This is a genomic window from Streptomyces sp. 1-11 (assembly GCF_007176755.1).
GTDB lineage: Bacteria > Actinomycetota > Actinomycetes > Streptomycetales > Streptomycetaceae > Streptomyces.
The window spans coordinates 21,692-47,887 of record NZ_BJTV01000019.1; the positions used below are offsets into that span (position 1 = coordinate 21,692).

Annotated in this window: 22 protein-coding genes; 15 read left to right on the forward strand and 7 right to left on the reverse strand. The window is 72.6% G+C overall.

Going from position 1 to position 26,196, the window contains the following annotated elements; all coding sequences use genetic code 11:
- The 6 genes from TNCT1_RS30660 (at position 1) to TNCT1_RS30685 (ending at position 6,131) form a co-directional block, all read left to right on the forward strand.
- Entirely contained in the window at positions 1-2,385 is a 2,385-nt protein-coding gene (locus TNCT1_RS30660) for an SCO7613 C-terminal domain-containing membrane protein (RefSeq protein WP_174266508.1), read from the forward strand.
- Between the two features lie 105 nt (positions 2,386-2,490).
- Entirely contained in the window at positions 2,491-3,039 is a 549-nt protein-coding gene (locus tag TNCT1_RS30665; RefSeq protein ID WP_143638585.1) for a GNAT family N-acetyltransferase, read from the forward strand.
- Positions 3,040-3,049: 10 nt separating this feature from the next.
- Positions 3,050-3,517 (forward strand): SRPBCC family protein, encoded by a 468-nt coding sequence (locus TNCT1_RS30670; protein ID WP_143638587.1) that lies wholly within the window; start codon positions 3,050-3,052, stop codon positions 3,515-3,517.
- A 155-nt stretch (positions 3,518-3,672) separates the two neighbouring features.
- The gene (locus TNCT1_RS30675; protein ID WP_143638589.1) at positions 3,673-4,599 is read left to right on the forward strand and encodes a GNAT family N-acetyltransferase; all 927 of its coding nucleotides are present in this window, start codon (positions 3,673-3,675) and stop codon (positions 4,597-4,599) included.
- A gap of 132 nt (positions 4,600-4,731) precedes the next feature.
- Complete coding sequence (locus tag TNCT1_RS30680) at positions 4,732-5,373, forward strand: ABC transporter ATP-binding protein (RefSeq protein ID WP_235902977.1); 642 nt, start codon at positions 4,732-4,734, stop codon at positions 5,371-5,373.
- Positions 5,370-6,131, forward strand: a complete 762-nt coding sequence (locus TNCT1_RS30685) for a hypothetical protein (protein ID WP_143638591.1) — start codon at positions 5,370-5,372, stop codon at positions 6,129-6,131. The genes TNCT1_RS30680 and TNCT1_RS30685 overlap by 4 nt, the downstream gene beginning before the upstream one ends.
- Before the next feature lie 32 nt (positions 6,132-6,163).
- Here the strand turns inward: TNCT1_RS30685 and TNCT1_RS30690 are convergent, their stop codons facing one another.
- Both TNCT1_RS30690 and TNCT1_RS30695 read right to left on the reverse strand, forming a co-directional pair.
- On the reverse strand, positions 6,164-6,889 hold the full coding sequence (locus TNCT1_RS30690) for a dienelactone hydrolase family protein (RefSeq protein ID WP_143638593.1): 726 nt from the start codon (positions 6,887-6,889) through the stop codon (positions 6,164-6,166).
- 157 nt (positions 6,890-7,046) lie between these two features.
- The gene (locus tag TNCT1_RS30695; protein WP_143638595.1) at positions 7,047-7,634 is read right to left on the reverse strand and encodes a TetR/AcrR family transcriptional regulator; all 588 of its coding nucleotides are present in this window, start codon (positions 7,632-7,634) and stop codon (positions 7,047-7,049) included.
- 79 nt (positions 7,635-7,713) lie between these two features.
- Between TNCT1_RS30695 and TNCT1_RS30700 the strand changes: the two genes are divergently transcribed.
- The 5 genes from TNCT1_RS30700 to TNCT1_RS30715 all read left to right on the forward strand — a co-directional run bounded on the left by TNCT1_RS30700 (position 7,714) and on the right by TNCT1_RS30715 (position 14,538).
- Entirely contained in the window at positions 7,714-8,910 is a 1,197-nt protein-coding gene (locus TNCT1_RS30700; RefSeq protein WP_143638597.1) for an FAD-dependent monooxygenase, read from the forward strand.
- A gap of 154 nt (positions 8,911-9,064) precedes the next feature.
- The gene (locus tag TNCT1_RS35635; RefSeq protein WP_160160439.1) at positions 9,065-9,220 is read left to right on the forward strand and encodes a hypothetical protein; all 156 of its coding nucleotides are present in this window, start codon (positions 9,065-9,067) and stop codon (positions 9,218-9,220) included.
- A 211-nt stretch (positions 9,221-9,431) separates the two neighbouring features.
- The gene (locus TNCT1_RS30705; protein ID WP_143638599.1) at positions 9,432-10,454 is read left to right on the forward strand and encodes a LacI family DNA-binding transcriptional regulator; all 1,023 of its coding nucleotides are present in this window, start codon (positions 9,432-9,434) and stop codon (positions 10,452-10,454) included.
- 341 nt (positions 10,455-10,795) lie between these two features.
- Positions 10,796-11,923 (forward strand): cellulose binding domain-containing protein, encoded by a 1,128-nt coding sequence (locus TNCT1_RS30710; RefSeq protein WP_143638601.1) that lies wholly within the window; start codon positions 10,796-10,798, stop codon positions 11,921-11,923.
- Positions 11,924-12,909: 986 nt separating this feature from the next.
- Positions 12,910-14,538, forward strand: a complete 1,629-nt coding sequence (locus TNCT1_RS30715; protein ID WP_143638603.1) for an alkaline phosphatase D family protein — start codon at positions 12,910-12,912, stop codon at positions 14,536-14,538.
- Positions 14,539-14,574: 36 nt separating this feature from the next.
- On the opposite strand, the gene TNCT1_RS30720 is transcribed toward TNCT1_RS30715, so the two are convergent.
- Positions 14,575-16,647: an AfsR/SARP family transcriptional regulator gene (locus TNCT1_RS30720; protein ID WP_143638605.1), complete on the reverse strand. Its 2,073-nt coding sequence runs from the start codon at positions 16,645-16,647 to the stop codon at positions 14,575-14,577.
- Positions 16,648-16,811: 164 nt separating this feature from the next.
- Between TNCT1_RS30720 and TNCT1_RS30725 the strand changes: the two genes are divergently transcribed.
- Entirely contained in the window at positions 16,812-17,693 is an 882-nt protein-coding gene (locus tag TNCT1_RS30725) for an alpha/beta hydrolase (protein WP_143638607.1), read from the forward strand.
- 189 nt (positions 17,694-17,882) lie between these two features.
- On the opposite strand, the gene TNCT1_RS30730 is transcribed toward TNCT1_RS30725, so the two are convergent.
- The 4 genes from TNCT1_RS30730 to TNCT1_RS30745 form a co-directional block, all read right to left on the reverse strand.
- On the reverse strand, positions 17,883-20,195 hold the full coding sequence (locus TNCT1_RS30730; protein WP_143638609.1) for an FdhF/YdeP family oxidoreductase: 2,313 nt from the start codon (positions 20,193-20,195) through the stop codon (positions 17,883-17,885).
- A gap of 36 nt (positions 20,196-20,231) precedes the next feature.
- Positions 20,232-20,852, reverse strand: coding sequence for an SRPBCC family protein (locus tag TNCT1_RS30735; RefSeq protein WP_143638611.1), 621 nt, complete (start codon positions 20,850-20,852; stop codon positions 20,232-20,234).
- A gap of 255 nt (positions 20,853-21,107) precedes the next feature.
- The gene (locus TNCT1_RS30740) at positions 21,108-21,755 is read right to left on the reverse strand and encodes a response regulator transcription factor (protein ID WP_143638613.1); all 648 of its coding nucleotides are present in this window, start codon (positions 21,753-21,755) and stop codon (positions 21,108-21,110) included.
- Entirely contained in the window at positions 21,730-22,899 is a 1,170-nt protein-coding gene (locus tag TNCT1_RS30745; protein WP_235902979.1) for a sensor histidine kinase, read from the reverse strand. Before TNCT1_RS30745 ends, TNCT1_RS30740 begins: the two co-directional genes overlap by 26 nt.
- A gap of 132 nt (positions 22,900-23,031) precedes the next feature.
- Here TNCT1_RS30745 and TNCT1_RS30750 point away from each other — a divergent pair, with 132 nt between their 5' ends.
- From TNCT1_RS30750 to TNCT1_RS30760, 3 genes are all read left to right on the forward strand, one after another.
- The gene (locus tag TNCT1_RS30750; RefSeq protein ID WP_143638615.1) at positions 23,032-23,757 is read left to right on the forward strand and encodes a class I SAM-dependent methyltransferase; all 726 of its coding nucleotides are present in this window, start codon (positions 23,032-23,034) and stop codon (positions 23,755-23,757) included.
- Positions 23,754-24,371 carry a DedA family protein gene (locus TNCT1_RS30755; protein WP_143638617.1) on the forward strand — a complete coding sequence of 206 codons (618 nt, stop codon included), beginning with the start codon at positions 23,754-23,756 and terminating at the stop codon, positions 24,369-24,371. Before TNCT1_RS30750 ends, TNCT1_RS30755 begins: the two co-directional genes overlap by 4 nt.
- 247 nt (positions 24,372-24,618) lie before the next feature.
- Positions 24,619-26,115: a CoA transferase gene (locus tag TNCT1_RS30760; protein WP_143638619.1), complete on the forward strand. Its 1,497-nt coding sequence runs from the start codon at positions 24,619-24,621 to the stop codon at positions 26,113-26,115.
- Positions 26,116-26,196: the final 81 nt, after the last annotated feature.

Below are 26,196 nucleotides of genomic sequence, written 5' to 3' on the forward strand. Positions count from 1 at the left end.
ATGACACACGTTCCGCCGCCGGCCGAGGAACTGCGGCTCATCGACGCCGAATTGTGGCGACTGGACGCTCGCCGCACCCAATTGCTGACGCGCCGCGCCTGGTTGGTCGGCCAACTCTCCTCGATCCCGCAGCCCGGCCCGGTGCCGACCGGGGCCATGCCCGCGCCGCACCGCCCCGAGACGACCGCGCCGCGCGTGCAGAACGTGCTGCTGCTCCTGGGCGGCCTGCTGCTGACCATCGCGGCGATCGCGTTCACGGTGGTCAGCTGGGGCCATCTGGGGATCGCCGGGCGTTCGCTGGTGCTCGGCGCGGTCACGGTGGCCGTTCTGGCCGCTCCGCTGCCGCTGCTGGGCCGCGGCCTGCGTTCGACGGCCGAGGCGGTGGCGGGGCTCGCGCTGGCGCTCACGGTGCTCGACGCCTACGCGCTGCACGCGACCGCCCTCACCGGCGTGACCGTCACGGCGTACGCGGCGTGGTCGTCGGCGGTGCTGGCGGCCCTGTGGACGGGTTACGGGCGGCTGCCGCGCACGAGGACGCTGCGGCTGCCGCTTCCGGCCGCGCTGGCCGCCGCGCAACTGCCGCTGCCGCTCGGGGCGGTGGCGGCCGGCACCGGGGCGTACGGGATCAGCGGCGCGCTGCTGGTGACCGCCGCGATCGACACGGCGGTGGCTCTTCGCGCCCCGGCCGGACCGGTGCGGATCACCGCCGCGGTCGGCGCGTACGGCGTGGGGGTGTGGGGTTCGCTGGGCGCGGTCTGGCTGTCGTGGACGGCCGGCGGTCCGGGCGCCGGAGCCCGCGCGGCCGCGCTGCTGCTGTTCGCGGCCGGTGTCGCCGCGGCGGCCGCATGCCGGGATCGTGCCGCGGGGCACGCCGTCGGGTTGTCCCTCACGGCCGGTCTGCTCGCCGTCACCGCGCTCGGCGGGATCGTCCGCCCGGCGCTGCCGGCCGCCTGGACGGTTCCCGCTCATCTCGCCCTGGGCATCGCGCTGCTGGCGGCGGTGCGGGCCGGCCGGCTGCCCGGGCGGGTGCGGCGCGGTCTCGCCCTCGCGTCGGCCGCGGTGCAGGGTCTGGCGGTGCTGTGGGCGCTGCCCCTGCTCGCGCTGACGCTGTTCGGGCCGGCCGGCTGGACGGTACGGGTGTGGTCGGGTGCGCCGGGCGGTGCACGACAAGCCGTGTCGGTGGGTGCGTCGTGGCTGCCGCAGCCGCAGGCCGCGCCGCTGGTCCTGGCCGCCGTCGCCGCCGTCCTCGCCCTCGCGGTCCGTGACGCGGCGTGGCGGCCCAGGGCCCTGCTGGGCGTGCTGGTGCTCGGTTGGTCCGCGCTCATGGTCGTCCCGGTGGTGCTGGACGTGCCGTACCCGGCGGCGCTCGTGGTGGAGGTGCTGGCGACGGCGGGCCTCCTGCTGCCGGCGACACGGCGCCGGGCGGCGCGGAGCACGGGCCCGCTGCCCGCGCTGCTGCTCGCCCTCGTCACGTCGGTCTCGCTCGCGTTCCTCTCGCTGCCGACGCGTTCGGCGACAGTGGGAGTGCTCACCGCCCTGACGGTGCTCTTCGCGGCCGCGTCCCGCAAGGAGCGCCTCGCCATGGTCACGGTTCCGGCCGCGCTCGGCTACGGCGCCGCCTGGGCCTGCGCGGTGGGCGCCGCCGCGGGCTGGGCGCCGCCGCACACCGCCCTGCTCGTGCTCCTGGTCCCGGCGGTGGCGGCACTCACGGCCGCGCGGGCCGCCGATGAACGCACGACCCTGGCGGCCGAGGTGACGGGTGCCGCCGCCGGCCTCGTCGCGATCGCCCTGGCGGCCGGCGATCCGGCGCTGCTCTCCCTGGTCCTGTCCCTGGCTGCGGTGATCGCCGCCGGGACTGCCCTGCGCGCCGAGCGCCGCCCCGCCGCCCACGCGGCCACCGCACTGCTCGCCACGGCCGCCTGGGTGCGCCTCTCGGCGTGGGGCGTCACGGCACCGGAGGCGTACACGGCGCCCTTGTCCGTGCCCGCCCTTGCGATGGGCGCGCTGCGCCGGCGCCGGGATCCGGGGGCGTCGTCCTGGGTGGCGTACGGCCCCGGTCTGGCCGCCACGCTCGTCCCGAGCCTCGCGGCCGCCTGGAGCGACCCGTACGCCACCCGCCCCTGGCTGCTGGGCGCGGCGGCGCTGCTGGTCACCCTGCTGGGCGCCCGGTACCGGCTGCGGGCGCCGCTGCTGCTGGGCGGCGGGGTGCTCTTGCTGGACGCGCTGCACGAACTGGCCCCCTACCTGGTACAGCTCGCCGGTCTCCTCCCCCGCTGGGTGCCTCCCGCGCTCGCCGGCCTGCTGCTGCTCGCCGTCGGCGCGACGTACGAACGGCGGCTGCGGAACGTACGGCGGGCGCGGGACGTCCTGGGCCGGATGAACTGACCGATTCCGAGCGGGCGGTGCGGACGCGCGGACGCGGCGGTGCACGTCAGCCGTGGACATCCGCGAAGGCGCTGCCGCTTCCTCATGATCGATTAGGGTGGTCGGATGTTCGAGGGCAAGCTGGTGAGGCTGCGCGCGCTGCGTGCCGAAGACGCTGAGCATCACGTCCGTTGGCGCAACGACCCGGAGGTGGTGCGCTGGGCCGCGGCAGGTGACCCGGGCTTCGGCCCGGTCACCGCGGAGGCGGTCGGGATCGGCTTCGAGACCATGCTGCGGCTGAGCCCGAGGGAGTCGGCCGTGTTCACGGTCGAGGACCTGGCAGGCGGGACCGTGATAGGCATGGCCGACTACCGGGACCTCGACCCCTACGCCGGCGTGGCCACGCTGGGAGTCACCATCGGCGAGCGGGAGTTCTGGGGCCGCGGCCACGGCAGGGACGCGGTGCGGCTGCTCGTGGACCACTTGTTCGGTGCGTACCCCCTGAGCAGGCTGGAGCTGGACACCTGGAGCGGCAACGAACGCGCCGTGCGCGCCTTCACCGGGCTGGGCTTCCGTGAGGAGGGCCGCCGTCGGTCGGCCGTGCTGGTGGAAGGAGAACGCTACGACCGGGTGCTCTTCGGAATGCTGCGCGACGAGTGGACGGCCCGGTCCTAGACTCGGGGCCATGGACAGGACCGACCGCGCCGACCGGTTCATCGCGGCACCGCCGGCAGCCGTCTACGGCGCTCTCCTCGACCGGGAGTCGCTGGAGGCCTGGCTGCCGCCGGACGGCATGCGCGGACGCGTCGAGCGGTGGGACCCCCGCCCGGGTGGCGGGTTCCGGATGGTCCTCACGTACCTGGACCCGCTCGGCGCCCCCGGCAAGACGTCCCATGGGACGGATGTCGTCGACGTCGGGTTCGCGGAGCTGGTGCCGTCGGAACGGGTGGTGCAGAGCGCGGTGTTCGTGGCCGACGACCCCTCGTACGCGGGCACCATGACGATGACCTGGCAGCTCGCCGCCGTCGGTGACGGAACCGAGGTGAGCGTGACGGCCACGGACGTGCCACCTGGCATCGACCAGGCGGCACACGAGGCCGGCATCGCGTCCTCGCTGGCCAACCTGGCCTCGTACCTCGAAGCGAGCGACTGACCGAGGGCCGACGCGGTCCGCGCGCTGAGCACCACCGGCCGGCCACGAGGACTCCGGCGGGCGTGACCGCCGGACCGTCGGCACCTCAGACCACCGCGAGAAAGCCGACGTTCGCCGCCTTGCGGGGGAATCCGGCCCCCGGCTAGCCTCCGCCGGTGCCTTCCCTCGTCCCGTCGCTGCCGCCCGGCTACCGTTGCCGACCCACGACCGCCGGTGACGTCCCGGCGATCCACGCTCTGGTCACGGACTGCGAGCGGCAGGTGTACGGGAGAGCGCGGAGCGACGTCGGAGCCATAGCCGCCGACCTCACGCGGCCGGGCCTGACACCGGAGTCGGACACCGTCCTCGTCCACGACCCGGCCGGTCGCCTCGTCGCCCGCGCCTGGGTCGACCGGCGTTCCGCGGTGGACGTCCACCCGGAGCACCGGGGCCGGGGCCTGGGCACCGCGCTCCTCGCCTGGACACTGGAGCGGGCCCGGCAGGCCGGCACCGCCCGCGTCGTGCAGACCGTGCCGGACGCGGACACCGACGCCGTGGCACTGCTGCGCGCGCACGGCTACGAGCCACTGGTGACTGCCTGGCTGCTGGAGTTCGCCATGCCGGACGAGCCCGCGGTGCCCTGCCCGCCGGCGGGCATCACCGTACGGCCCTTCCGCCCCGGCGACGGGCCGGTCACGCACGTCCTCGTCCAGGACGCGTTCGACGAGTGGCAGGAACGGCGGCAGGCGTACGGGGAGTGGGCCGCCCACATCGTCGACCGGCCCACGTTCGCCCCTGAGCGGTCGGCCCTGGCCTTCGCCGGTGACCACCTGGTGGGAGCGGCCCTGGCGCTGGACGTGCCCGGCACGAACGAGGGCTACTTGGAACAGGTCGCCGTACGGCACGACCACCGCGGCCGCGGCATCGCCCGGCTCCTCCTGCGCCACTCCTTCCGCGCCTTCCACCGCGCAGGATCGCGCTCCTGCACCCTGTGGACCCACTCGGACACCGGCGCCCTCGACCTCTACCTGAGAGTCGGCATGACGGTCCGGCACAGCTCGACGGTCTTCCGAAGGGACCTGGAAGGCCTTGGCGGTTGCTAGGCGCCGTCCTCCTCCCGCCCGGGAGGAGGAAAGCCCCGCGGTGCGGGTCCCGGCCGTGCCCCGGCGGCCGGTTCCGTCGTTGAAGGTTGCTGGTGATGTGCACGGGATCACGGACTGCCGCAGGGAGGCTCGGTGACCGAGGAGGGTCCTCCGCCGGCCGTGGTGCTGCGCGTGCGCGGGGTGCGCAAGGCGTTCGGGGCCCGTCGGGTGCTGCGCGGGGCCGACTTCACGGCGCGGGCCGGGCAGGTGGTGGGGGTGGTCGGTGAGAACGGCGCCGGCAAGACCACGCTGCTGCGCATCCTCAGCGGCGACCTGCCGCCGGACGGCGGTCGCGTCGACCTGGTGGGCCGATACGGCTACTGCCCCCAGCAGCCGGTCCTCGACGGGGAGCTGACCGTGCGCCAGCACCTGCGTCTGTTCCAGATCGCCTACCGCCTGCCCCACCTCGTGCGCGCCGACCGGCTACTGCAGACCCTGTCGCTCGCCCCCTACCGCGACGAGCCGGTGAAGATCCTCAGCGGGGGCACGCAGCAGAAGCTGAACCTCGTCCTGGCCCTGATGCACGATCCGGAGGTACTGCTGCTCGATGAGCCCTATCAGGGCTTCGACTGGGAGACGTACCTGCGGTTCTGGGAGATCACCGAGGATCTCAAGGACCGTGGCCGCAGCGTGGTCATCGTCTCCCACCTCGCCCACGACACCGCCCGCCTCGACATGGTCTACCGTCTGCGCGACGGCCTCCTGCACACCGGGCCGGCGGCGGCCGCCGAGTGAACGCCTACCTCACCGCCGGCCGCTACAGCCTGCTGGCCATGGCGAAGAACCGGCTGGCGGCCGTGCTGCTCGTCGTGTTCATCCCGCTGTGGATCACCGTGGCCAAGACCGTCACCACGCCCAAGACGTTCCCCTTCCGGCTGCGCACCACCGGCGCCTGGCTGCACGCCGGCGGCGACGAGATCACGATGATCAGCGGTTCGCTGAACGCCGTCTCCCTGCTGGTGGGCTTCCTGATGTTCAGCACCGCCCGCCGCACGCGGGCCTTCGACCGCCGACTGGCCGCGGCCGGTTACCCGCGCACCGCTCTCATCGCGGCCAAACTCACCGCTCTGCTCACCGCCGCCGTCCTCGTCAGCGCCTACGCCACAGGCTGGATGCTGCTGTTCTGGTCCCCCGCCCAACCGCTGCTGCTCGGCGTCGCCGTCCTCGTCGTCGCCCTCGTGTACGGGGCCATGGGCACGTGTCTGGCGCTGTTCCTGCCCGGCGAGGTCGAAGGGCTGGTCACCATCATCATGGTCAGCATCATCGACCTCGCCCCGCAGAATCCCGTCGCCGCCACCACCGCCGACAACCCCCTGGTCGGACTGCTCCCCAGCTACGGTTCCCTCCAGACCAGCCTCGCCGCCGGCTACACCCACCAGGTGATCCTGTCCCCGCTCACGCACAGCGCCGTGTGGCTGACCGCCCTGGCCGCCACCAGCGTGGCCGCCTTCGTCCACCGCACCCGCACGTACGCGTCCTCCCGCTTCCGCTGACGCAGGGGCTGACCGGCCGGTGAGCCCCTGTGTCACTCCGGCACGGGCAGGCACTCGGTGAGCAGGTCGATGACGTCGCGCCAGGCTCGCTGCGCGTGCCGTGGGTGGTGGCCGACGCCGGGGACCACGGGATGGTCGACCGGCGGGTGGTGGAAGGCGTGCAGGGCGCCGCCGTAGACGACGAGGCGCCAGTCGACGCCCGCGGCCTGCATGTCGGCGGCGAACTCCTCCCGTTGCGCGGGCGCCATGATGGGGTCTTCCGATCCGACTCCGGCCCACACGGGACAGCGGATGCGCGCCGTCTCCCCCGGCCTTCCCGCGGCCAGCCCGTTGAGCGTCGCGATCGCGCGCAGATCGGCGCCGTCGCGCCCGAGTTCCAGCCCGATGATGCCTCCGGTGCCGTAGCCGACGGCGGCGATCCGGCCGGGGTCGGTCCGCGGCTCCGCGCGCAGCACGTCCAGGGCCGCGTGTCCGAGGCCCCGCATCCGGTCGGGGTCGGCGAGCAGCGGCATGCACCGGGCCAGCATCTCTTCGGGGTCGCCCAGGTAGCGCCCGCCGTGGAGGTCGAAGGCCAGCACCACGTACCCCAGCCCGGCCAGCGCGTCGGCCCGGTCGCGCTCGACGTCACTGAGCCCCATGCCTTCCGGTCCGAGCAGCACCGCGGGCCGGCGGCCGACGCCGGCCGGCAGCGCCAGGTGCCCGATCATCGTCAGACCGTCGGCCTGGTACTCCACCTCGCGCCTTGTCACCATCGTCATGCGGTCGGACTGTAGTGATCGTCGTGCCGGGACAGGCCGGTGTTCTGCTGCCGGCAGAGCGGACCCGTGTGCCGGAACGTCCGGGCGGAGGCGTGATGTCACCCGTCCCGCAGCCTCACAGCGATGACGGTCTGAACCTCAGCTTTAGGGTTACGGTTCAGGGGTACCGCGGTTCCGCGCAGGTGTGGATGACGTTGAGGAGGCTTCGGCGCAGCTGCTCGGGGGTGAGCCTATGTGGGGCCGCCGCCGTGAGCTGGTTGAACAGGAGGCCGTCCAGGAGGGCCATGAAGGCGTTGGCGTCCCCCGCGGGGTCAGGTGCGCCGGCCGCGGCGAGCAGGTCCTCGGCCACGGCTCGATGGCGGCTGCCCGCGGCGTGCAGGGCCTCGCGGAGCTCGGGACGACGCGGTGCCTCCAGAGCGAGTTCGTAGCGGGCGAGCATGCGTTCGCGTCCGGCGGTGGTCCAGTGCTCCACGAGGTTCGCGGCGGCTTCGGTCATCTCGTCGACACTCGCGGGCCCGCTGAGGGTGGGGCGCTGGTCGATCTCGGTGATGTCCAGTTCGGCCAGTCGCTCCACGGCGGCGCGCAGGAGCTCCTGGCGGGTGCGGAAGTAGTACGAGCACGAGCCCGGCGGGACGTCGGCGGCTTGGTCGACCGCGCGGTGGGTGAGTCCGCGCATGCCGGAGCGAGCCAGGGTGCTGATCGCCGCGTCGGCGAGCCGCTGCCGCCGGAGTGTGGACCGGGTCACCGGTTTCCTCCCTCGCTGAACTTCAGCCTCTACAAGCGTAGAGTATCTGATGTCCACTACAGATGTAGAGGGAGTGCGGATGGGCAGGGCAGGACACGCCGGTGGAGCCGGGGAGCGCTCCGCGATCGTGGTCGGCGGCGGGATCGGCGGTCTGGCCGCCGGGGCGGCCCTGGCACGCGGCGGCTGGCGAGTGCGGGTGCTGGAGCGCGCCGCCCGCTTCGGCGAGGTGGGAGCGGGGCTGTCGCTGTGGCCCAACGCCTTGCGCGCGCTGGACGCGCTGGGCGTGGGCGACCAGGTGCGCGAGCAGGCTCGGGTGGAGACCCAGGCAGGCATCCGGACCAAGTCCGGCCGTTGGCTGTCACGGACCGACACCCGTGAGCTGGCCAGGCGGTTCGGGCCGGTGGTGATGATTCACCGTGCCCGGCTGTTCGACATCCTGCGCGCGGCGCTTCCGGCGGGGGCGCTGTGCGCGGACACCAGGGTCGTCGGGGTCGGGCTCCGGGAGCGGTGGGTCGAGGTCGGGCACGGCGACGGCGTCTCGCGGGCCGACCTGCTGATAGGCGCCGACGGGATCGGCTCCACCGTGCGGCGGTCGCTGTGGCCGCAGGCTCCGGCGCCGAGGTACGCCGGATACACCGCATGGCGATTCGTCGTCGACACGGGTGAGCGGCTGCCGGCCGGGGGCGAGAGCTGGGGACGTGGCGAGCGCGTGGGGATCGCACCGCTCACGGACGGCCGCACCTACGTGTTCTGCGTCGCCAACGCCCCCGAAGGGCAGCGCGGCCCCGATGGTGAACTGGCCGAGCTGCGCCGGCGCTTCGGACGCTGGCACGATCCGGTCCCCCGCCTGCTGGCGGGCGTCGAGGAGTCCGCGGTGATGCGCCACGACATCTACTCCCTGCCGCCCTTGGCCAGTTTCGTCACCGGCCGCGCGGCGCTGCTCGGGGACGCCGCGCACGCCATGACCCCGAACCTGGGCCAGGGCGCCAACCAGGCGCTGGAGGACGCGGTGACGCTGGCCGCGCTCCTGGACGCGCATCCGGACGTGGAGTCCGCGCTGGCCGCCTATGACGAGTGCCGACGCCCGCGCACCCGGATGATCGCCCGTCGCTCCGAGCGGATCGGCGCCGTCGCCCAATGGCACTCCGCTCCCGCCGCCGTCCTGCGCGACCTGATGCTCCGCATGACACCGGCCTCGGCTCTCGTCGACGCGCTCACCCCGATCCTCGACTGGCAGCCGCCCGGCCGCGACGGCCCCACCGCTCAGGCCGTCTGAGGGGGGACGCACGGCCGTGGGGTGTTAAGCCGGCCTGCCGGGCAACCAGGCTATGCGCAAGCACGATTCCACGGACCACACAGCGGGGGACGACATGCCTGTCAGGGGCCGATACGCACTCACCATCGCCGCAGCGGCGCTCACCGGCAGCTGCGTGAGCGTATGCGCCGTCCGCTGGTGGGCACGCCACGCGTCGGAGCGAGCGCGGCCCTGGCCGCCGGCCTCCCGGCAGGTGTCCGAGCCGGCGACGCCCCAGGAAACCCTGCGCGGTTACTGGGAGACCCTGCAGCCGCTGGACCTGACCTCCTAGCCCTCGAGTGGCGGGCCCCAGGCCTCCGGCGAGGCCACCGGGTCGCGCCTGAGCGGTGACGCGGGCGACGGGCGGCCCGGCCCGAGTACGTCGTCCAGCGCCCGATTGCCGTCTCTCGACCATGCCCGGCGTCCCGGAGCCCGGAGCCGTGGGAAGACCTGTGCCCGGTGTCCCGCGCGCCGTAGTATCGGTGATCTCTGGGGAGGTGGTCATGGGCAGGCGGCAGCCGGGCGCTCCGACACTCGAGGAGGTGGCCGCCCGCGCCGGGGTGGGCCGGGGCACCGTCTCCCGGGTCGTCAACAACGCGGCGGGCGTCAAGGAGTCCACGCGGCGGGCCGTTCAGCGAGCGATCGCCGAACTCGGCTACGTGCCCAACCTGGCGGCGCGTTCGCTCGCCGGGCAGCGGGCCGACGCCGTCGCGCTCGTGATGACCGAGCCCAGATGGCGGCAGTTCGCCGAGCCGTTCTTCTCCGAGATCGTCCACGCCATCGGTGACGCGCTGGCCGGCACCGGACCGCAACTGCTTCTGACCCTGGTCCGTTCGGACGCCGAGCGGCAGCGCTTCCTCGAGTACGCCCGGGGCGGGCGGGTCGACGGCGTCCTGCTGATGTCCGTCCACGCCGACGATCCGCTGCCCGACATGCTCGCCGAGGCCCGGATGCCGACTGTGCTGATGGGACGCCGCTCGGGCGACGAGCGTGTCAGCTACGTCGACGCGGACAACGCAGGTGGCGCGCGCAGCGCGGTCGCCCACCTGTTGGCCACGGGGCGGCGGACGATCGCCACGATCACCGGGCCGCTCGACATGTACGTCGCCCAGTGCCGGCTTCGCGGCTACCGGGAAGCCCTCTCCCTGGGCGGCCTGGACGCCCGGCCGTCCTGGGTCGAGGAGGGCGACTTCACCGAGGAGGGCGGTTGCCGGGCCATGGCCCGGCTCCTCGAACGGCATCCGGAGACCGACGGCGTCCTCGCCGCTTCGGACACCACCGCTGAAGGGGCCCTGGCGGCGCTGCGGGCGGCAGGACGCCGCGTGCCGCAGGACGTCGCCGTCGTCGGCTTCGACGACTTTCCGCTGGCCGAGCGGACCGCGCCCCGACTGACGACGGTGCGTCAGCCGCTCGGGGAGATCGGCCGGACGATGGTCCGGCTCCTCCTCCAGGAGATCGAGGAGCCGTCCGTGGCCTGGCGCCACGTCATCCTCCGGACGGAACTGGTGCTGCGCGACTCGGCTTGAGCGGCGGCGCCGACCGGCGGGCGGCTGCGCGACTCGGCTTGAGCGGCCGTGCCGGCCGGTGGGCGGCTCCGGGGGCTCGTGTGCGCGGTGGTGCGGTATGTGCGGCGGGGTTCGGGAGCGCTCCCAGGCTAGGGGCCGCAGAGCCGCCACACCGGCCCGAATCCGCCGGCCTGCGGCTTCGACGGAGTTTCGACGGGATCCTGCACAGCGTCTTGTCAGGGTCACGACGCTTCTCTACAGTCCCCCGAAACGGAGGAGATGGGAGCGCTCCCAACTCCGGCTGGGTTCCGGCGCTGCTGTGCGCTCCCGTGATGTCTCCCCACCCCTCCGAGAGGACCCCCATGCGAACCTCACGGCACCCCCACCGCACCAGGACGCACGCCCTGTTAGGCGCTCTGCTCGCCTCGCTCACGACACTGGCGGCGCTGCTCGGCACCGCCCCGGCGGCCCACGCCGACACCTCGATCTGCGAAGAGTTCGGATCGACCACGATCCAGGGCCGCTACGTCGTCCAGAACAACCGCTGGGGCACCAGTCAGACCCAGTGCATCACCGCCACCGACTCGGGATTCAGGATCACCCAGGCCGACGGCTCGGTCCCGACGAACGGCGCCCCGAAGTCCTACCCGTCCGTCTTCAACGGCTGCCACTACACCAACTGCTCGCCGGGCACCCGTCTCCCCGCGCAGCTCAGCGCCATCTCCAGCGCACCGACCGCCATCTCGTACAGCTACGTGAGCAACGCCGTGTACGACGCCGCGTACGACATCTGGCTCGACCCCACGCCCCGCACCGACGGGGTCAACCGGACGGAGATCATGGTCTGGTTCAACAAGGTCGGTTCCATCCAGCCCGTCGGCTCGCAGGTGGGCTCGGCCACCGTGGCGGGGCGCCAGTGGCAGGTGTGGTCCGGCAACAACGGCTCCAACGACGTGCTGTCCTTCGTCGCCCCGTCGGCGATCGCGAGCTGGAACTTCGACGTGATGGACTTCGTCCGGCAGGCCGTCTCCCGCGGGCTGGCGCAGAACAACTGGTACCTGACCAGCGTGCAGGCGGGCTTCGAGCCCTGGCAGAACGGCACCGGTCTCGCGGTCACCTCGTTCTCCTCCGCGGTCAACACCGGCGGCGACCCCGGGAATCCCGGGACTCCCGCGGCCTGCACCGTGTCGTACGCGACGAACGTGTGGCAGGGCGGCTTCACCGCCGACGTCACCCTCACCAACACCGGCTCCTCCCCCGTCAACGACTGGAAGCTGGGCTTCACGCTGCCGGCGGGACAGCAGATCACCAGTGCCTGGAACGCCGGTCTGAGCCCGTCGTCCGGATCCGTCACGGCGAGCGGCGTGGCCTACAACGCGCAGATCCCGGCCGGCGGCAAGGTCTCCTTCGGCTTCCAGGGCACCTACGGCGGCAACTTCGCCAAGCCTGCGGCCTTCAGCCTCAACGGGGCCGCCTGCGGCATCGCGTGAACCATCCCGCGGCTGCGCGTACGGCGGGCGGGGACCTTCCGCCTGCCGTAGGGCGCACCCCGGCCCCGTCAGCCGTCTCCCGGGCTCCCGTCGGCCGGGCGCGCCAGGACCCGTTCCGTGAACGGGTCCTGCGGGGAGCGAGTGTGGCCTAGTCCCAGGCCTCGTGGCACAGGCCCGCGATGTCGGGGGCGGTCACCCCGTCGGCGCTGCGGCACAGTTGGCGCATTTGCCGGGGGTAGGGCAGCGGGTGGACGCGGGGTGTGCGCACGGCGGGGTGCCGCTTCCTCGGGCCGGTGTGCCGCGTCCTCGCGTGCGGGTGCGGCCGTCGCCGCGGGGCCGGGTGGACGCGTGGCGCCGGCGGCGTCCGGACAACGGCTGTGCGGGGCCGCCGGGTTGGAGCCACGGGAGCCGGGGGCCGGTGCCGGTGCGGGCGACCGGCCTTCGGGGTGTGCCGCGTCCGGTCGGGTCCGGTCCGTACCAGGGCGGACCGCGCCGGGGGCGGTGTCGCGGGCATCGGCGCCTTCGGTCCGTCCGGAGCGAGCGAAGCCCTTACGCCCGGGGTGCGGCCGTCGGCGGGCGGTGAGCCTGCCGTCATCACGGTGGTGCAGCCCGTGACGCCCAGCAGCATCAGGAGGAGCACGGTCAGAGAGCGAGGAGACACCGGCCCACTGTGCTGCACCGCGGGCTTCCGGCGGGCGGGACCACGCGGCCCTTCACCGCAAGGTGGGACGGGGCGGGGAGCGGCTGACGTCGCGGTGTGCCACCGTGACCGGTCGCGTGGCGGTGACTGTGCGACCGTTCGCCGGGGCAGCGGGAGTCGGCCCTGCCGGATGCGGCCCCGGCGGCCGCGGCCAGGACCGGATCGTCCGTCATCGTCGTCTCCGGCCGGCTGCTTCCGCGGGCCGGATTCGGACACCTGGCCACCGGGCCATGTACCGTCGCTACGGTCGTTCCTTTCCTTACGCGCGAGACAGGAAGGCGATTTCGTGGCCGAACTGCGCCTGGGACCACTGCTGAGGTGCACCGAGGGCTCGTCCGCCACGGTGTGGGTCGAGACCGGGGAGCCCTGCACGGTGGAGGTGCGCTGCTCCGACGGGGCGGCTGGCACGGCCCCCACCTTCCAGGTGGCCGGACACCATTACGCGCTCGTCACGGTGAGCGGACTGCGCCCCGACGACTCCCCCAGCTACGAGGTCTTCCTGGACGACTCCCGGGTGTGGCCCCTCTCCGATCCCCGCTTCCCGCCCTCCGTCATCCGTTCACCGGGCACCGGCGACGCCGTGCGGGTCACCTTCGGCTCGTGCCGCTGGGCCGCGCCCCCGGCCGACGGCAAGGATCCGGTCGGCCCCGACGCCCTCGACACCCTAGCCGCCCGTCTGATTGCCGACCCCGAGGCCGAACGCCCGGACGTGCTCCTGCTGTTGGGTGACCAGATCTACGCGGACGAGACCTCCGCGCGCACCCGGCGCTGGCTGGCCGGCCGCCGCGATCTCGACAAGCCGCCCGGCGGTCAGGTCGCGGACTACGAGGAGTACTGCCACCTCTACTACGAATCCTGGCTCGACCCGGAGGTCCGCTGGCTGCTGTCCACCGTGCCCAGCTTCATGATCTTCGACGACCACGACATCGTGGACGACTGGAACACCTCCGCCGCCTGGCTCGCGGACATGCGCACCACCGACTGGTGGCAGGAGCGGCTGGTGAGCGGCCTGATGTCCTACTGGGTCCACCAGCACCTGGGCAACCTCGCGCCGGCCGAACTGGCCAAGGACCCCACCTGGGCCGCCGTGCACGCCGAGCAGGACGGCACCGCCGCGGTGCGGGCCCTGGCCGAGCGGGCCGACGCCGATTCCGCCTCGGTCCGCTTCAGCTACCGTCGGGACTTCGGCGGGGTCAGGGTCGTGATGGTGGACTCCCGGGCCGCGCGGGTCCTCGCCGAGGACCGCCGGGCCATGCTCGACCCGGGTGAGGACGCCTGGCTGCGCGAACAGATACAGGCCGACGAGGGGACGTACGACCACCTGCTGATCGGCACCTCGCTGCCCTGGCTCCTGCCGCACCTGGTGCACGACACCGAGGGCTGGGACGCGGCTCTGTGCGCCGGAGAACGCGGTGAGCGCTGGGCGCGCTTCGGGGAGTGGCTGCGCCGCGCAGCCGACCTGGAGCACTGGGCGGCCTTCCCCCGCTCCTTCGCCGGTCTCGCCGACCTGATCGCCGAGACCGGGGCCGCCCCGGCCGCCCCGGCGACCGTGTGCGTGCTGTCCGGCGACGTCCACCACGGTTATCTCGCCGAGGCGTCGTGGCCGTCCGGCGGCCCGCGTCCTCCCGTCTTCCAGCTCACCTGCTCGCCCGTGCATAACTCGGTGCCCCTGATGATGCGGCTCGGGTTCCGCTTCGGCTGGAGCGCCCCGGCCCGGCTGCTGGGCCGTCTGCTGGCCCGGCACGGCCGCTCTCCCCGGCCGCCGGTCACCTGGCGCAAGCAGGGCGGCCCCTGGTTCGGCAACCAGCTCATGACCCTGACCCTGCGCGGCCGCTCGGCCCGCCTTCGTCTGGAGCTCACCACCCCGGACGCGACGCTGCGGACCGTGCACGAGTCCGCCCTGACCGGCCGTTAGGGCCGTCGAGGTCCGCGCTGTCCTCGTCCCGCCCGGTCACCGCTCCTGCGTCCCGTCCTCCGCGGCAGGCTCCGTGGATACCGGGGTGTGGACGCCGAGCGCGGCGTCGGCGGCGTTGAGGTGCCGGGCGACCGGGCCGAAGGAGATCAGGCCGCTGCCGGCGCCGGCGGACTCGGCTGCGGCGGCGGCGAGTTCGTCGCGGGCCCGGCGCAGGACCGGCAGGTGCCGGACGGAGGCCGCCGCGCGGGCGAGGACGCACCACAGCGCCTCCTGGAGGTGGTCGTGCGGTGGGCGTGGGGCCTTCGTGAGCGCCTGGCGGGCCTGGCCGGTGGCGCCGGCGGCGGCCAGCAGCAGGGGGTCGAGCCAGGGTCGGTAGGGGCCGGCGTCGAGGTGGGCGAAGTCGTCGGGGTCGGGCAGGGCGTCGCCCCGCATGGCCGGGACCAGCGCGACGAGGGCGGCCGCGCCCCGGGTGAAGCCGGGCATGCCGCAGTCGGCGGTCTCCGCGAGGACCCGCGCGTACGCGGCGCGGGCGGCCTGCCAGCCGTCGGTCTCGCAGAGGCGCAGCGCCCGGTACCAGGCGGTGAACACCGCGGCGAGCGGCCGTTCGTTGCGGTGGGCGAGCCGGTCGATCTCCTCCGCCTGCGCGTCCCCGGCAGCGAGGTCGCCGAGTCCGGCCAGGGCCTGGAGACGGATCAGGCGTCCCAGTACCTCGTGGCCGGGGAGTTGGTGCTCGACGGCCAGCCGGGTCAGTTCGGCGCCGAGGGCGTCGCGGCGGGCAGCCGATCCGCAGGCGTCGAAGGACTGCATGAAGGCGCCGTTGAGGGCGAACGCGAGCAGCGCGGGGTCCTGGAGGCGGCGGGCGAGGCGGACGGCCTCGTCGGCGGCGTGCCGGGCACGCGACCGCCACGGTTCGGCGGCGGGCGCCTCGGCCGCCCGGGGAACGGGCGCGTCCGCGGTGGCGTCGCCGCGTGATTCGACCGCGACGACCGACAGCAGCCGGGCGCGCAGGGCGGGCGGTCCGTCCGGGCCGAGCCGGGCGGCGGCCCGGGCCGCGGCGCGGGCGAGCTCGGCGGCGCCCGCGGGGTCGTCGGCGCGGGTCCACACCGCCGGGACGTCGTAGGCGCCGATGATCCTGGCGGCCAGTTCGTCGTCCCCGGTCGTCTCGGCCGCCGCGACCAGGTCCCGGCGGTGTTCGCGTGCCTCTTCCAGGCCGTCGGCGCCGGTCACCGCGAGGTCGCGCAGCAGGCCGGCGGTGGCGTGCAGGCGGGCCCGGGCCCGGGCGGGCACCGAGCGGTCCCAGGCGGCGGCCGCGCGGTCCCAGACGCTGTCCGCCGCACCGGCCGGCTCGGACGCGGGGCCGTTGGCGCCGCTGAGGATACGGGCCTCGGCACGCGCCAGCGCGGCTCCGGTGCCGGGGCCGTAGACGCCGGTGAGGGCCTGGTGTGCGCGTCTCAGCGTGTCCAGGGCCTCACCGCGGCGCCCGGAGCGGTCCAGCGCGGTGGCCAGCAGCACCCAGCCGTCCTCCCGGCCGGGGTGTGCGGTGACGTGGGCGCGCAGGTCGGCGACGGCGTCCCGGGCGGCGCCGGTGGCCAGCAGGGCGTCGGCGCGCCGTTCGACGGCGTCGAGGCGCAGGGCCTCCAGCCGTGCCTGTTCGGCGGCGGCCCACGCGGCCGTGGGGAAGTCGGCGAGGACCGGCCCGCGCCAGTGGGCGAGCGCCTCCTCCCACAGGGCGACCGCCGCGTGCGGCGGGGCTTCGGCGGCCCGTGCGGCGGTGTCCTCGAACCGCCAGGCGTCGACCGTGTCGCGTGCGGCGCGCAGGACGTAGCCGGGACCGTCGGTGACCAGCAGCCCGGACGGCCGGCGGGGAGGCCGTGCGGGTTCCAGGGCGCGGCGCAGCGCCGCGACGAAGGTGCGGACCGCGCCGATCGCGCCGGTCGGGGGTTCGTCCTCCCACAGGTCCGTCACGAGCCGGGCCACCGGCACCACCCGGCCCCGGGCGATCAGGAGCCGGCCGAGGACCTCCCGGTGCCGGGGCGCGCCGAGCGGGAGCGGGGTGCCGTCGGAGTTCCAGGCGGCCACCGGTCCCAGCAGTCCGAACTCCACGCCCACGGCACGGTCCCTTCGCGGGCGGCGCCGTCCCCGGGTTGCCGCGTGTCCACTCATCGATCGCTGATCCGGGGCCCCCAGTCTGGGGGGCGTCCCCGATCATCCCGGACCTCCGAGGTCGGAGCCGGTCCGGGAGGTCCACTCTGCCACGAGCCACAGGAGTCGCCGTGACACACCCGAGCATCCCCGGATTCGCCGAGCACCGTGTGCAGGTCGACGACGGTGTCACGCTGAACGCCGCCGTCGGCGGCGCCGGCAGTCCCGTCGTGCTGCTGCACGGTTTCCCGCAGACCCACCTGATGTGGCGGCACGTCGCCGCCGACCTCGCCGCCGACCACACGGTCATCTGTCCCGACCTGCGTGGCTACGGCGCCAGCGACAAGCCCGTGGATAGCGGGCCTGACACCTACTCCAAGCGGACCATGGCCCGGGACGTCGTCCGCCTCGCCGCCGCGCTGGGACACGACCGCTTCACCCTGGCCGGTCACGACCGCGGCGCCTTGGTCGCCTTCCGCGCCGCGATGGACCACCCCGAGGCGGTGGCCCGCGCGCTGTTCCTCGACGTCCTGCCGACCCTCGACATGTGGGACGCCCTGCACGGGGTGTCCGCCGCGGTCGGCTTCCACCTCTACCTCATGGCCCAGCCCGCGGGCCTGCCCGAGCGGATGATCCAGGCGTCCGCCGACGCCTTCTTCGCCCATTTCCTCGACGCCTGGGCCAACGCGCCGCACGCGATACCGGCCGAGATCCGCGAGCACTACCTCGCCGCGTCGGCGGCGGCCGTGCCCTCCATCGTGGCCGACTACCGCGCCTCCGCCGGCGCGGACGTCGAGCACGACACCGCCGACCGGCAGGCCGGCAACCGGCTGGCGATGCCGGTGACGGTCCTGCAGCAGGACTGGGGTGCCGCGCTCGGCTACCACGCCCAGGGCCTGTGGAGCGCCTGGGCCGGCGACCTGCGCCACCGCACGGTCTCCTGCGGCCACTTCATGGCCGAGGAGGATCCCGACCTGATCGCCGGCGAGATCCGGTCCCTCGCCGGCCGCTGACCCACCGCGCGCTTCCGCTTCCTCCTTCCGGGCCGGGCACAAGAAAAGGGGCGCGGTCGCTGCGGTGCAGCGCTCCGGCAACGTCACTGCGATCCCTGTTCAGGCCGGTTTCGCCGCGGTCACCGGACACCCGAGCGGGCCCCGCTGCTGTCAGCGGGGCCCGCCGGGGTGCGGCCTCGTCGGTTTCGGTCAGACGGGTGCCGGCCGGGACCGGTCGCCCGCGGGATCGAGGCGGACGACGATGCCCTTCGACGTGGGCTGGTTGCTCATGTCGGCGACGCTGTCGAGCGGCACCAGGACGTTCGTCTCCGGGTAGTAGGCGGCGGCCGACCCCTTGGCCGCCGGGTAGGACACCACCTCGAAGTTCTCGGCCCGGCGCTCGGTGCCGTCCTCCCACACGCTCACCAGGTCCACGCGATCGCCCTGGGCGAGGCCGAGTTCGGACAGGTCGGCCGGGTTGACGAGGACCACGTGGCGGCTGCCGTGGATGCCGCGGTAGCGGTCGTTGTTGGTGTACGGGACGGTGTTCCACTGGTCGTGCGAGCGCAAGGTCTGCAGCAGCAGGTGACCCTCGGGTGCCCGGGGGACCACCCGCTCGTTGCAGGTGAACCGGGCCTTGCCGGTCTCGGTCCGGAACACGCCCTCGTTGACCGGGTTGGGCAGCTGGAAGCCTCCCGGACGGGTCACCCGGGCGTTGAAGTCGTGGAAGCCCGGCACGATCCGGGAGATGCTGTCGCGGATGGTGTTGTAGTCGCCCTCGAACTTGGCCCAGGGGATGTCCTTCTCACCGTCGACGCTCAGCCGGGCGAGCCGGCACAGGATGGCGACCTCGCTCAGCAGCACGGGCGAGGCCGGTTCGAGCCGACCCCGGGAGGTGTGCACCTCGCTCATGGAGTTCTCGACGGTGACGAACTGCTCGCCGTCGGCCTGGACATCACGCTCGGTGCGCCCCAGCGTCGGCAGGATCAGGGCGGTGTCGCCGCAGACGGTGTGCGAGCGGTTGAGCTTGGTGGAGATGTGGGCGGTCAGCCGGCACGACCGCATCGCCTTCTCGGTGACCTCGCTGTCGGGCGCCGCGCGCACGAAGTTCCCGGCCAGGGCGAGGAAGACCTTGACGCGACCCTCCAGCATCGCCTTGATCGAGTTCACCGAGTCCAGGCCGTGCGGGCGCGGCGGATCGAAGCCGAACTCCTTCTGGAGCGCGTCCAGGAAGGTGTCCGGCATCTGCTCCCAGATGCCCATGGTGCGGTCGCCCTGGACGTTGCTGTGACCGCGCACCGGGCAGGCGCCCGTGCCGGCGCGCCCCAGATTGCCCCGCAGCATCAGGAAGTTGACGATCTCGCGGATGGTGGGCACGCCGTGCTTGTGCTGGGTGATGCCCATCGCCCAGCACACGACGACGCGTTCGCTCGTCAGGACCTCGTCACGGACCTTCTCGATCTCCTCGCGGTTCAGTCCCGTCGCCGCGTGCACGTCGTCCCAGTCGACGGCGCGGGCGTGCCGGGCGAACTCCTCGAAACCGGAGGTGTGGGCTTTGATGAAGTCGTGGTCGAGGACGGTGCCGGGACGCGCGTCCTCCGCCTCCAGCAACAGCCGGTTCAGTGCCTGGAACAGGGCGAGGTCCCCGCCCGGCTTGATGTGCAGGAAGCGGTCGGCGATCTGGGTGCCCCGCCCCACGACCCCACGCGGCTTCTGCGGGTTCTTGAAGCGTCGCAGCCCCGCCTCCGGCAACGGGTTCACGGCCACGATGCGGCCGCCGTTGCGCTTGGCCTCCTCCAGGGCCGAAAGCTGGCGCGGGTGGTTGCTGCCCGGGTTCTGCCCCACCAGGAAGATCAGGTCCGCGTGGTGGAGGTCGTCGAGACTCACGGTGCCCTTGCCGACGCCCAGCGTCTCGTTCAGGGCGAAGCCGCTGGACTCGTGGCACATGTTGCTGCAGTCGGGCAGGTTGTTGGTGCCCAGAGCGCGGGCGAAGAGCTGGAAGACGAAGGCCGCCTCGTTGCTGGCCCGGCCGGAGGTGTAGAAGACCGCCTCGTCGGGCGAGTCCAGCCCCTTGAGTTCCTGCGCGAGGACGCCCAGGGCGTCGTTCCAGCCGATGGGCTCGTAGTGGTCCGAACCGGGCCGTTTGATCATCGGCTCGGTGAGCCGGCCCTGCTGGTTGAGCCACATGTCGGAGCGGGCGGCCAGCTCGGACACGCTGTGCTCACGGAAGAAGTCGGCGGTGATCCGGCGCGTCGTGGCCTCGTCGTTGATGTGCTTGGCGCCGTTCTCGCAGTACTCGTTGCGATGGCGCCGGCCCGGAGCGGGGTCCGCCCACGCGCAGCCGGGGCAGTCGATCCCGCCCACCTGGTTCATGGTGAGCAGGTCGACGCCGGTCTTGCGCGGGGAGGTCTGCTCCAGGGAGTACTCCAGCGCGTGCGCGACGGCGGGAACCCCGGCCGCCCACTTCTTCGGCGGTGTCACGGAGAGGGAGGTATCCGGCTCCTCACCGGGCGGGTTCTGCATCGCTTGGCCTTTCTCTTGCCGTGTGCGGTACGCGGGTCAGCCGACGGGCCACTGGGCGACACGGCTCCTGGGCGGTTCCGGGGAGTCGTGCTGAACCCGGCCGTTGCGGATGGTGCCGCGCCAGGCGCCGCCCTCCTGACCCAGCCCTTCGATGAAGTGCTTGAAGCTCACCAGTTCCCCGCGCACCAGTCGCGCGGTCAGCCCCACGACCCTGGACGAGCGGGTGAGGACCTTCGCGGCCCCCTGCGGCTGGAGGAGCATCCGGACGGTGATCGCGGTGCCACCGGACTCCGTCGGCCTGAACTCGATCTCGCCCTGGTGGGTGGGGTGCTGCTCCAGGCCACGCCAGGCCAGGTAGGCGTCCGGGTCCTGTTCCACGATCTCGACCGCGAAACGGTGGCGCAGGGGGCCGTAGCCGATGGTCCACGCGGTGACGGTGGGCCTGATCTGCTCGACGTCGCGCACCGCGGTCGAGAAGCGCGGGAACGTCTTGAACTGCGTCCACTGGTTGTAGGCCGTGCGGACCGGCACCGCGACCTCGACCGTCTCCTCGACGTGCCGCTCGCGCAGCGGACGGCGGCGTGTGACGCCGTCGCCGTCGGAGCGCATGTCCGGGGTGTTCGGCACGGCCTGCCCACCGTCGTCTTCGTGCGCCATCATGGTCCTTCTTCCGATGAGGGAGCCGGGCATCGTGAGACCCGGCCCTCCCCTTGTGGGGCAGGGCATCTCTCCCAGTTCCCCGATCACGGGTTTCGAGTCACCCGACCTCGTAGGCGTCCTGGACGGCCCCCGAGCGGGAGAAGGGCCCGGGCCCGGCTCTACGGCCGCGGAGGCGCTTCGCGCCGGCGCGCGTCGTGGGCCCCGTTGAACGGCATGCCGTGAGATGCCCGGCACTTCGTTGTCAGGCAATGGTCAGGCGAGGCCGGCATCGCGGGCCAGCAGGGCTGCTTGGACGCGGTTGGTGACGTCCAGAGCAGTGAGGATGCGGCTGACATGCGCCTTCACCGTGCTCTCGCGCATGCCCAGACGGGTGGCGATGTCGGCGTTGGTGTCGCCGCGGGCGAGCAGGGTCAGGACGTCGCGTTCCCGGGGGGTGAGGTGTTCGAGCCGGGCGCGGGCGGTGCCGGCCTGGGATTGGCCGGCCTGGTGGTAGCGGTCGATGAGACGGCGGGCTGCGGTGGGGTGGAGCATGGCCGAGCCGGCCGCGACGAGGTGAACGGCGCGCATGATCTCGGCAGGCTCGGTGTCTTTGAGGAGGAATCCGTCGGCCCCGGCGGTCAGAGCGTCGTAGACGTACTCGTCGAGGTCGAACGTCGTCAGTGTGATCACTTTGGGTGGGTGGGGCAGGGTGCGGAGCCGGGTGGTGGCGGTGATGCCGTCCATGCGCGGCATGCGAACGTCGACCAGGGCGACGTCGATGCGGTGGGTGCGAGCCAGTTCGAAGGCGTGCACGCCGTCGGACGCCTGAGCGACGACGTCGATGTCCTCGTCCGCGTCGAGGAGGTCGGCCAGGCCGAGGCGGACCAGGGCGTCGTCATCGACGATCATCACGCGGATCATGAGCGGGGCCGTTCTGCTCGATCGGGGCGGGAAGGGGCATGCGGGCGGCCAGGCGCCATGCACCGGCCCCGTGGGGTCCGGCGCTCAGGTGGCCGCCCAGAGCGTGTACCCGCTCGCCCAGGCCCACCAGGCCGAAGCCCGAGGATGCGTTGTGCTCGCCTGCCTTGCCGGGCGGGTTGACGATTTCCACGACGGTGGCGGGCGGTCCGTAGGTCAGGCGGATGCGAACGGGCGCGCCGACGGCGTGTTTGCGAGCGTTGGTCAGGCCTTCCTGGACGAGGCGGTAGAGCGCCAGGCGGTGTGCGGCCGGCACCTGCTCGGGCTGCCCGTCGGCCTGTAGGTCGACCTGTTGTCCGGCTTCTCTTGCCTGATCGACCAGTTCTCGCACATCGCGCAGTACGGGAGCGGGCACAGCGTCGCCGACCGTCGGGCGGCGGTCGTGCAGGGCGCCCAGAACGTCGCGTAGGTCGGCCAAGGCCTCCGTGGAGGCGGTGCGCAGCAGGGTGAGGCGTTCGGCGACCGGTCCCGGCAGCGAGGCGGCCCGTGTGGACAGCACCCCGGTGTGCAGAGCGATGAGGCTGAGACGATGGGCCAGCACGTCGTGCATTTCAGCGGCGATGCGGGAGCGTTCTGCGGTCCGCGCCGCCTCTTCGCGCAGTTCCCGTTCGATCCGTAGGTGCTCGACTTGCGTGTTCAGCGCCTCGACCAGGCGACGGCGGTTGCCCATCCACAGTCCGGCGACCACAGCGAGGATGAAGAAGAGGCTGGCACCGTACTGCTGAGGCCGCCACAGCGAGACCATCGGCGGTGCCACCGTATTGGCGGCCAGTACGACGGCGCAGCAGCCGACGGCCACTGCGATGCGGCGGCCGGCGGCCAGGTCGAACAGAGCGACGAGGAACAGCGGCAACAGTGGCCACCCCCACAGTCCCGCCCCTACCGTCGTCAGCAGAGGAGCGACGTACCAGGGAAGACGGCGGACCAGCAGGGCAAGCCCGCAGAGCACCGCCACGGCTGTGCCCACCGTCAGGTACCGGCCGCCGGTGGTCGCGGCCGCGTTCTGGACGGCGACGGCTGTCAGCAGCAGCAGTACCAGCCCGTAGCGGCCGAACCTGGCCCATCGCAGGCTTCTGTTCCTGTTCACCCTGTGAGGCTAAACGCGTGACCGGAAGTCCCGCCTCCGACGATCTTCCGTAAGCACCCCCTACTTTGGTAGAGGCCGGTCGTGGCACAACGGCGGATCTGCGGGTGAGACGCGATTTCCAGCGTCTTGTCCATGGACAACTGGACCACTTCACACGACCGAGTCCTCGCGCAGCGCCATGCCGAAGGATGGATGTTCCTCCTCGAGGCCGCTCGGGACCTGCGTGCCACCGGCGCTGTCGCTCCCAGCGGCCGGGCCCTGGCCCGTGCGCTGGCCGACCCGGTGCGCACTCGTACGGGACGGCCGCTGAACATCCTGGAGGCGGGCGCCGGCACGGGAGCGGTCACCCGCGTACTGATCCCTCAGCTGCCGCCCGGAAGCCGGCTGGACATAGCTGAGGCCAACCCGCGTTTCGCGGCCCGGCTGTCGTACTTCGCCCACACGCACCCGCGTCTCGCCGGTCACCGGCACCAGGTACATATCCACACCAGCCGGGTGGAGGAATTGGCCACCGATCGACGCTACGACGTGATCGTCTCAGGCCTGCCCTTGGCCAACTTCACCCCCGGCCAGGTAGAGCTGATCATGAACCGGTACCTGGGACTGCTGCACCCAGGTGGCACGCTGACCTACTTCGCCTACCTCGGTACCCGCCGGGCCCGGAGCCTGCTCGCTTCCAGAGCCCAGGTGCGCCGGCACGAGGCAGTGGAGGAGCTTCTGGCCGGCTACCAGCGCCGATACGCCACCGGCTGCTGGACGGTCTGGGCGAACCTTCCGCCGGCCAGGGTCTGGCAGCTCTCCCGCCCCAGCCTTCCTTCCCTCAGCCCAGTCCACGACAGTGCTTCGGCGGAACGATGAACACGCTGATTTCCGCTCTTTCCCACGTGCCGCCGGCCGGGGCGTACGCGATCGTGGCCGCTGCCGTCCTGGCCGAGTCGGTGCTGCTCATCGGTACTTTCATCCCCACCCTCACGCTGCTGCTCACAGCGGGCGCGCTGACGCGCAGCGGACAGCTCAGCCTGCCTCTGGTCATCGTGACGGCCGCGTGCGCGGTGGTGGCCGGCGACTTCCTCGCCTACCGCACCGGACGGGCGCTCGGAGCCCGACTGCGCACCGGCCGCCTCGGCCGCCGTCTTCCCGCAGGCGCATGGCAGCGAGCGGAGACGCTGATGGCCCGCCGCGGCGGCCATGCCGTCTTCCTGGCCCGCTTCTTCCCAGTGATCCGCACCATCGTCCCCCACCTCGCCGGCGCCACCCGCCTGCCGTACGTCCGCATCGCCCCCTGCAGCCTGGGAGCTGCCGTGCTGTGGGCCGCCCTCGAAGCCGGTACCGGATACGCAGCCACTGCATCCCTCCAGCACACCCTCGCCCTCGGCGGCCCCGCCGTCGCCGCGACCGTGGCAGCCGCCGCGGCAGCCGCGCTGGCGTGGACCAGGCTGCGCCGCCGGGCACGGGTGACCCGAACGCCGTGAAGCGGCTGGCTCGCCGACCGTGGACGGCGCAGTGGTATCGGCGGGGAGCATTTTGTGGTGCATCCGGTGCGTGGGCGCAGGTGGAAGAAAGGTAAGCAGATCAGGCCAGGGGGGTTATCACCAACCACGCTTTTGTGTTCCTGGCCATCGCACAAGACCCTGACATCCGTATCCGGCACATCGCCGACGCCGCACGCGTCACACGCTCCGCCGGGAAGTCGAATCTTTTCGGGCAGAAGGTGCAGCAATGAATCTGACCGAACGCCTACGCCGAGCAGTGGAGCACCCGATCTCCTCGGACGCCTTCGACTTCGAAGCGCACCTGGGCGATGTACTGCATGAAGCAGGGTTGGTGGTGGAGGACTGCGGAGGCACGGTCGCGATCACCGCGGGGGCCGACCCTCTGGTGCCGGCCCGGTTCCGGTTCGGATCAGCTGCCGCCCTGGCACTGGCGGGCAAGGGGGTGGCGGCATCGGCGATCTGGCGGGATCGGGGAGGAGAGCCGCAAGACATCACCATCGATGTCCGAAAGGCCTTCCGGCGGTTCGCCGGATTCGCTGACGCGAGATGGGAACTGATCAACGGGCGTCCCCCGTCGAACAAATGGAACAAGCGCAACCCGTTCATCGACATGCCGTTCTTCCGTCGTACGAGGGACGGGCGGAGCGTCGTTCCGCTGAACATCTATCCCGGCCTGCGCAGCAAGGCACTCGCCCTGCTGAATTGTCCGGACAGCTCCGAGGCGGTGAACGCGGCCATCGCCACGTGGGACGCGGACGAGCTAGAAGAAGCTGCGGCGGAAGCGGGCATCGTGCTGGCGAAAGTTCGCTCGCTGGAGGAGTTCCTCGTCGAGGCGCAGTACACCGAGGTGCTTGCCGACCTCCCGTTGATCGATATCGAGAAAGTCGCGGACAGTGCGCCGATGCCGTTCGCGACCGGGGCGCGGCAACCGCTCGACGATGTGCGGGCCTTGGGCTTTAGTCATGTCATCGCGGGTGCGGGGATCGGGCGTGACCTCGCCTCCTTCGGGGCTGATGTGCTGAACATCTGGCGCCCCGACAACGTCGAGATCGAGTCCTTCTACTGGGACACGCAGGTGGGTATGCGCTCGGCCTATCTTGATGAATCCGGCCCGGACAGGCTGCGTCTCGACGGGCTGCTCGCCGACGCCGACGTGTTCTTCTCGAACCGGCACCCTGGTTACCTGACTCAGCAGGGATTGGCGGCGGAGGAACTGTGTGTGCGCCACCCCGGTCTGATTCAGACCGAGGTGCAGATGCACGGTCCGTCGGGTCCGTGGAAGTCGCGTCCCGGTTTCGATGAGATCGGTGCGTGCGTGTCGGGGATCTTCGCGCTCGAGGGCACTCTGGAGCAGCCCAAACAGCCCCCGATGCTACCCATCGTCGACAATGTGGTGGGCTGGCTCGGCACGATCGGCACGCTGGCGGCTCTGCGGCGGCGGGCGGTCGAGGGGGGCTCCTACCGGGTCCGGGTCTCGCTGACGAAGACCTGCCTGTGGCTGACGTCCCTGGGTGTCTTCGACCGCGAGTTCGCGCACGAAACCGCGGGTTCCACGCCGGAGCACTCTTTGATCGACCCGGACCTGTTCACCGCGCAGACCGCACTCGGCACCTACCAGGGGATGACCGACCAAGTGGAGTTCTCTTCCTTGCGCCAAGGCGATTTCGCCACCGTTCTCAGTCCTATGGGGGCGGACGAGCCCGCGTGGCGATCCACGCACTGACCTCGTCTCTTCCCACTCCCGCCTACTGCGGGGTGCCGTGCTATCCCGCCCTGTCGGCGCTTGTGTCAGTTCTTCTTCTGT

Excerpts from the sequence above, each read along its gene's own strand:
- TNCT1_RS30660 (WP_174266508.1), top strand. The coding sequence starts at position 1 with ATGACACACGTTCCGCCGCCGGCCGAGGAACTGCGGCTCATCGACGCC.
- TNCT1_RS30665 (WP_143638585.1), top strand. The coding sequence starts at position 2,491 with ATGTTCGAGGGCAAGCTGGTGAGGCTGCGCGCGCTGCGTGCCGAAGAC.
- TNCT1_RS30670 (WP_143638587.1), top strand. The coding sequence starts at position 3,050 with ATGGACAGGACCGACCGCGCCGACCGGTTCATCGCGGCACCGCCGGCA.
- TNCT1_RS30690 (WP_143638593.1), bottom strand. The coding sequence starts at position 6,889 with ATGACGATGGTGACAAGGCGCGAGGTGGAGTACCAGGCCGACGGTCTG.
- TNCT1_RS30700 (WP_143638597.1), top strand. The coding sequence starts at position 7,714 with ATGGGCAGGGCAGGACACGCCGGTGGAGCCGGGGAGCGCTCCGCGATC.
- TNCT1_RS30705 (WP_143638599.1), top strand. The coding sequence starts at position 9,432 with ATGGGCAGGCGGCAGCCGGGCGCTCCGACACTCGAGGAGGTGGCCGCC.
- TNCT1_RS30710 (WP_143638601.1), top strand. The coding sequence starts at position 10,796 with ATGCGAACCTCACGGCACCCCCACCGCACCAGGACGCACGCCCTGTTA.
- TNCT1_RS30730 (WP_143638609.1), bottom strand. The coding sequence starts at position 20,195 with ATGCAGAACCCGCCCGGTGAGGAGCCGGATACCTCCCTCTCCGTGACA.
- TNCT1_RS30735 (WP_143638611.1), bottom strand. The coding sequence starts at position 20,852 with ATGGCGCACGAAGACGACGGTGGGCAGGCCGTGCCGAACACCCCGGAC.
- TNCT1_RS30740 (WP_143638613.1), bottom strand. The coding sequence starts at position 21,755 with ATGATCCGCGTGATGATCGTCGATGACGACGCCCTGGTCCGCCTCGGC.
- TNCT1_RS30750 (WP_143638615.1), top strand. The coding sequence starts at position 23,032 with ATGGACAACTGGACCACTTCACACGACCGAGTCCTCGCGCAGCGCCAT.
- TNCT1_RS30755 (WP_143638617.1), top strand. The coding sequence starts at position 23,754 with ATGAACACGCTGATTTCCGCTCTTTCCCACGTGCCGCCGGCCGGGGCG.
- TNCT1_RS30760 (WP_143638619.1), top strand. The coding sequence starts at position 24,619 with ATGAATCTGACCGAACGCCTACGCCGAGCAGTGGAGCACCCGATCTCC.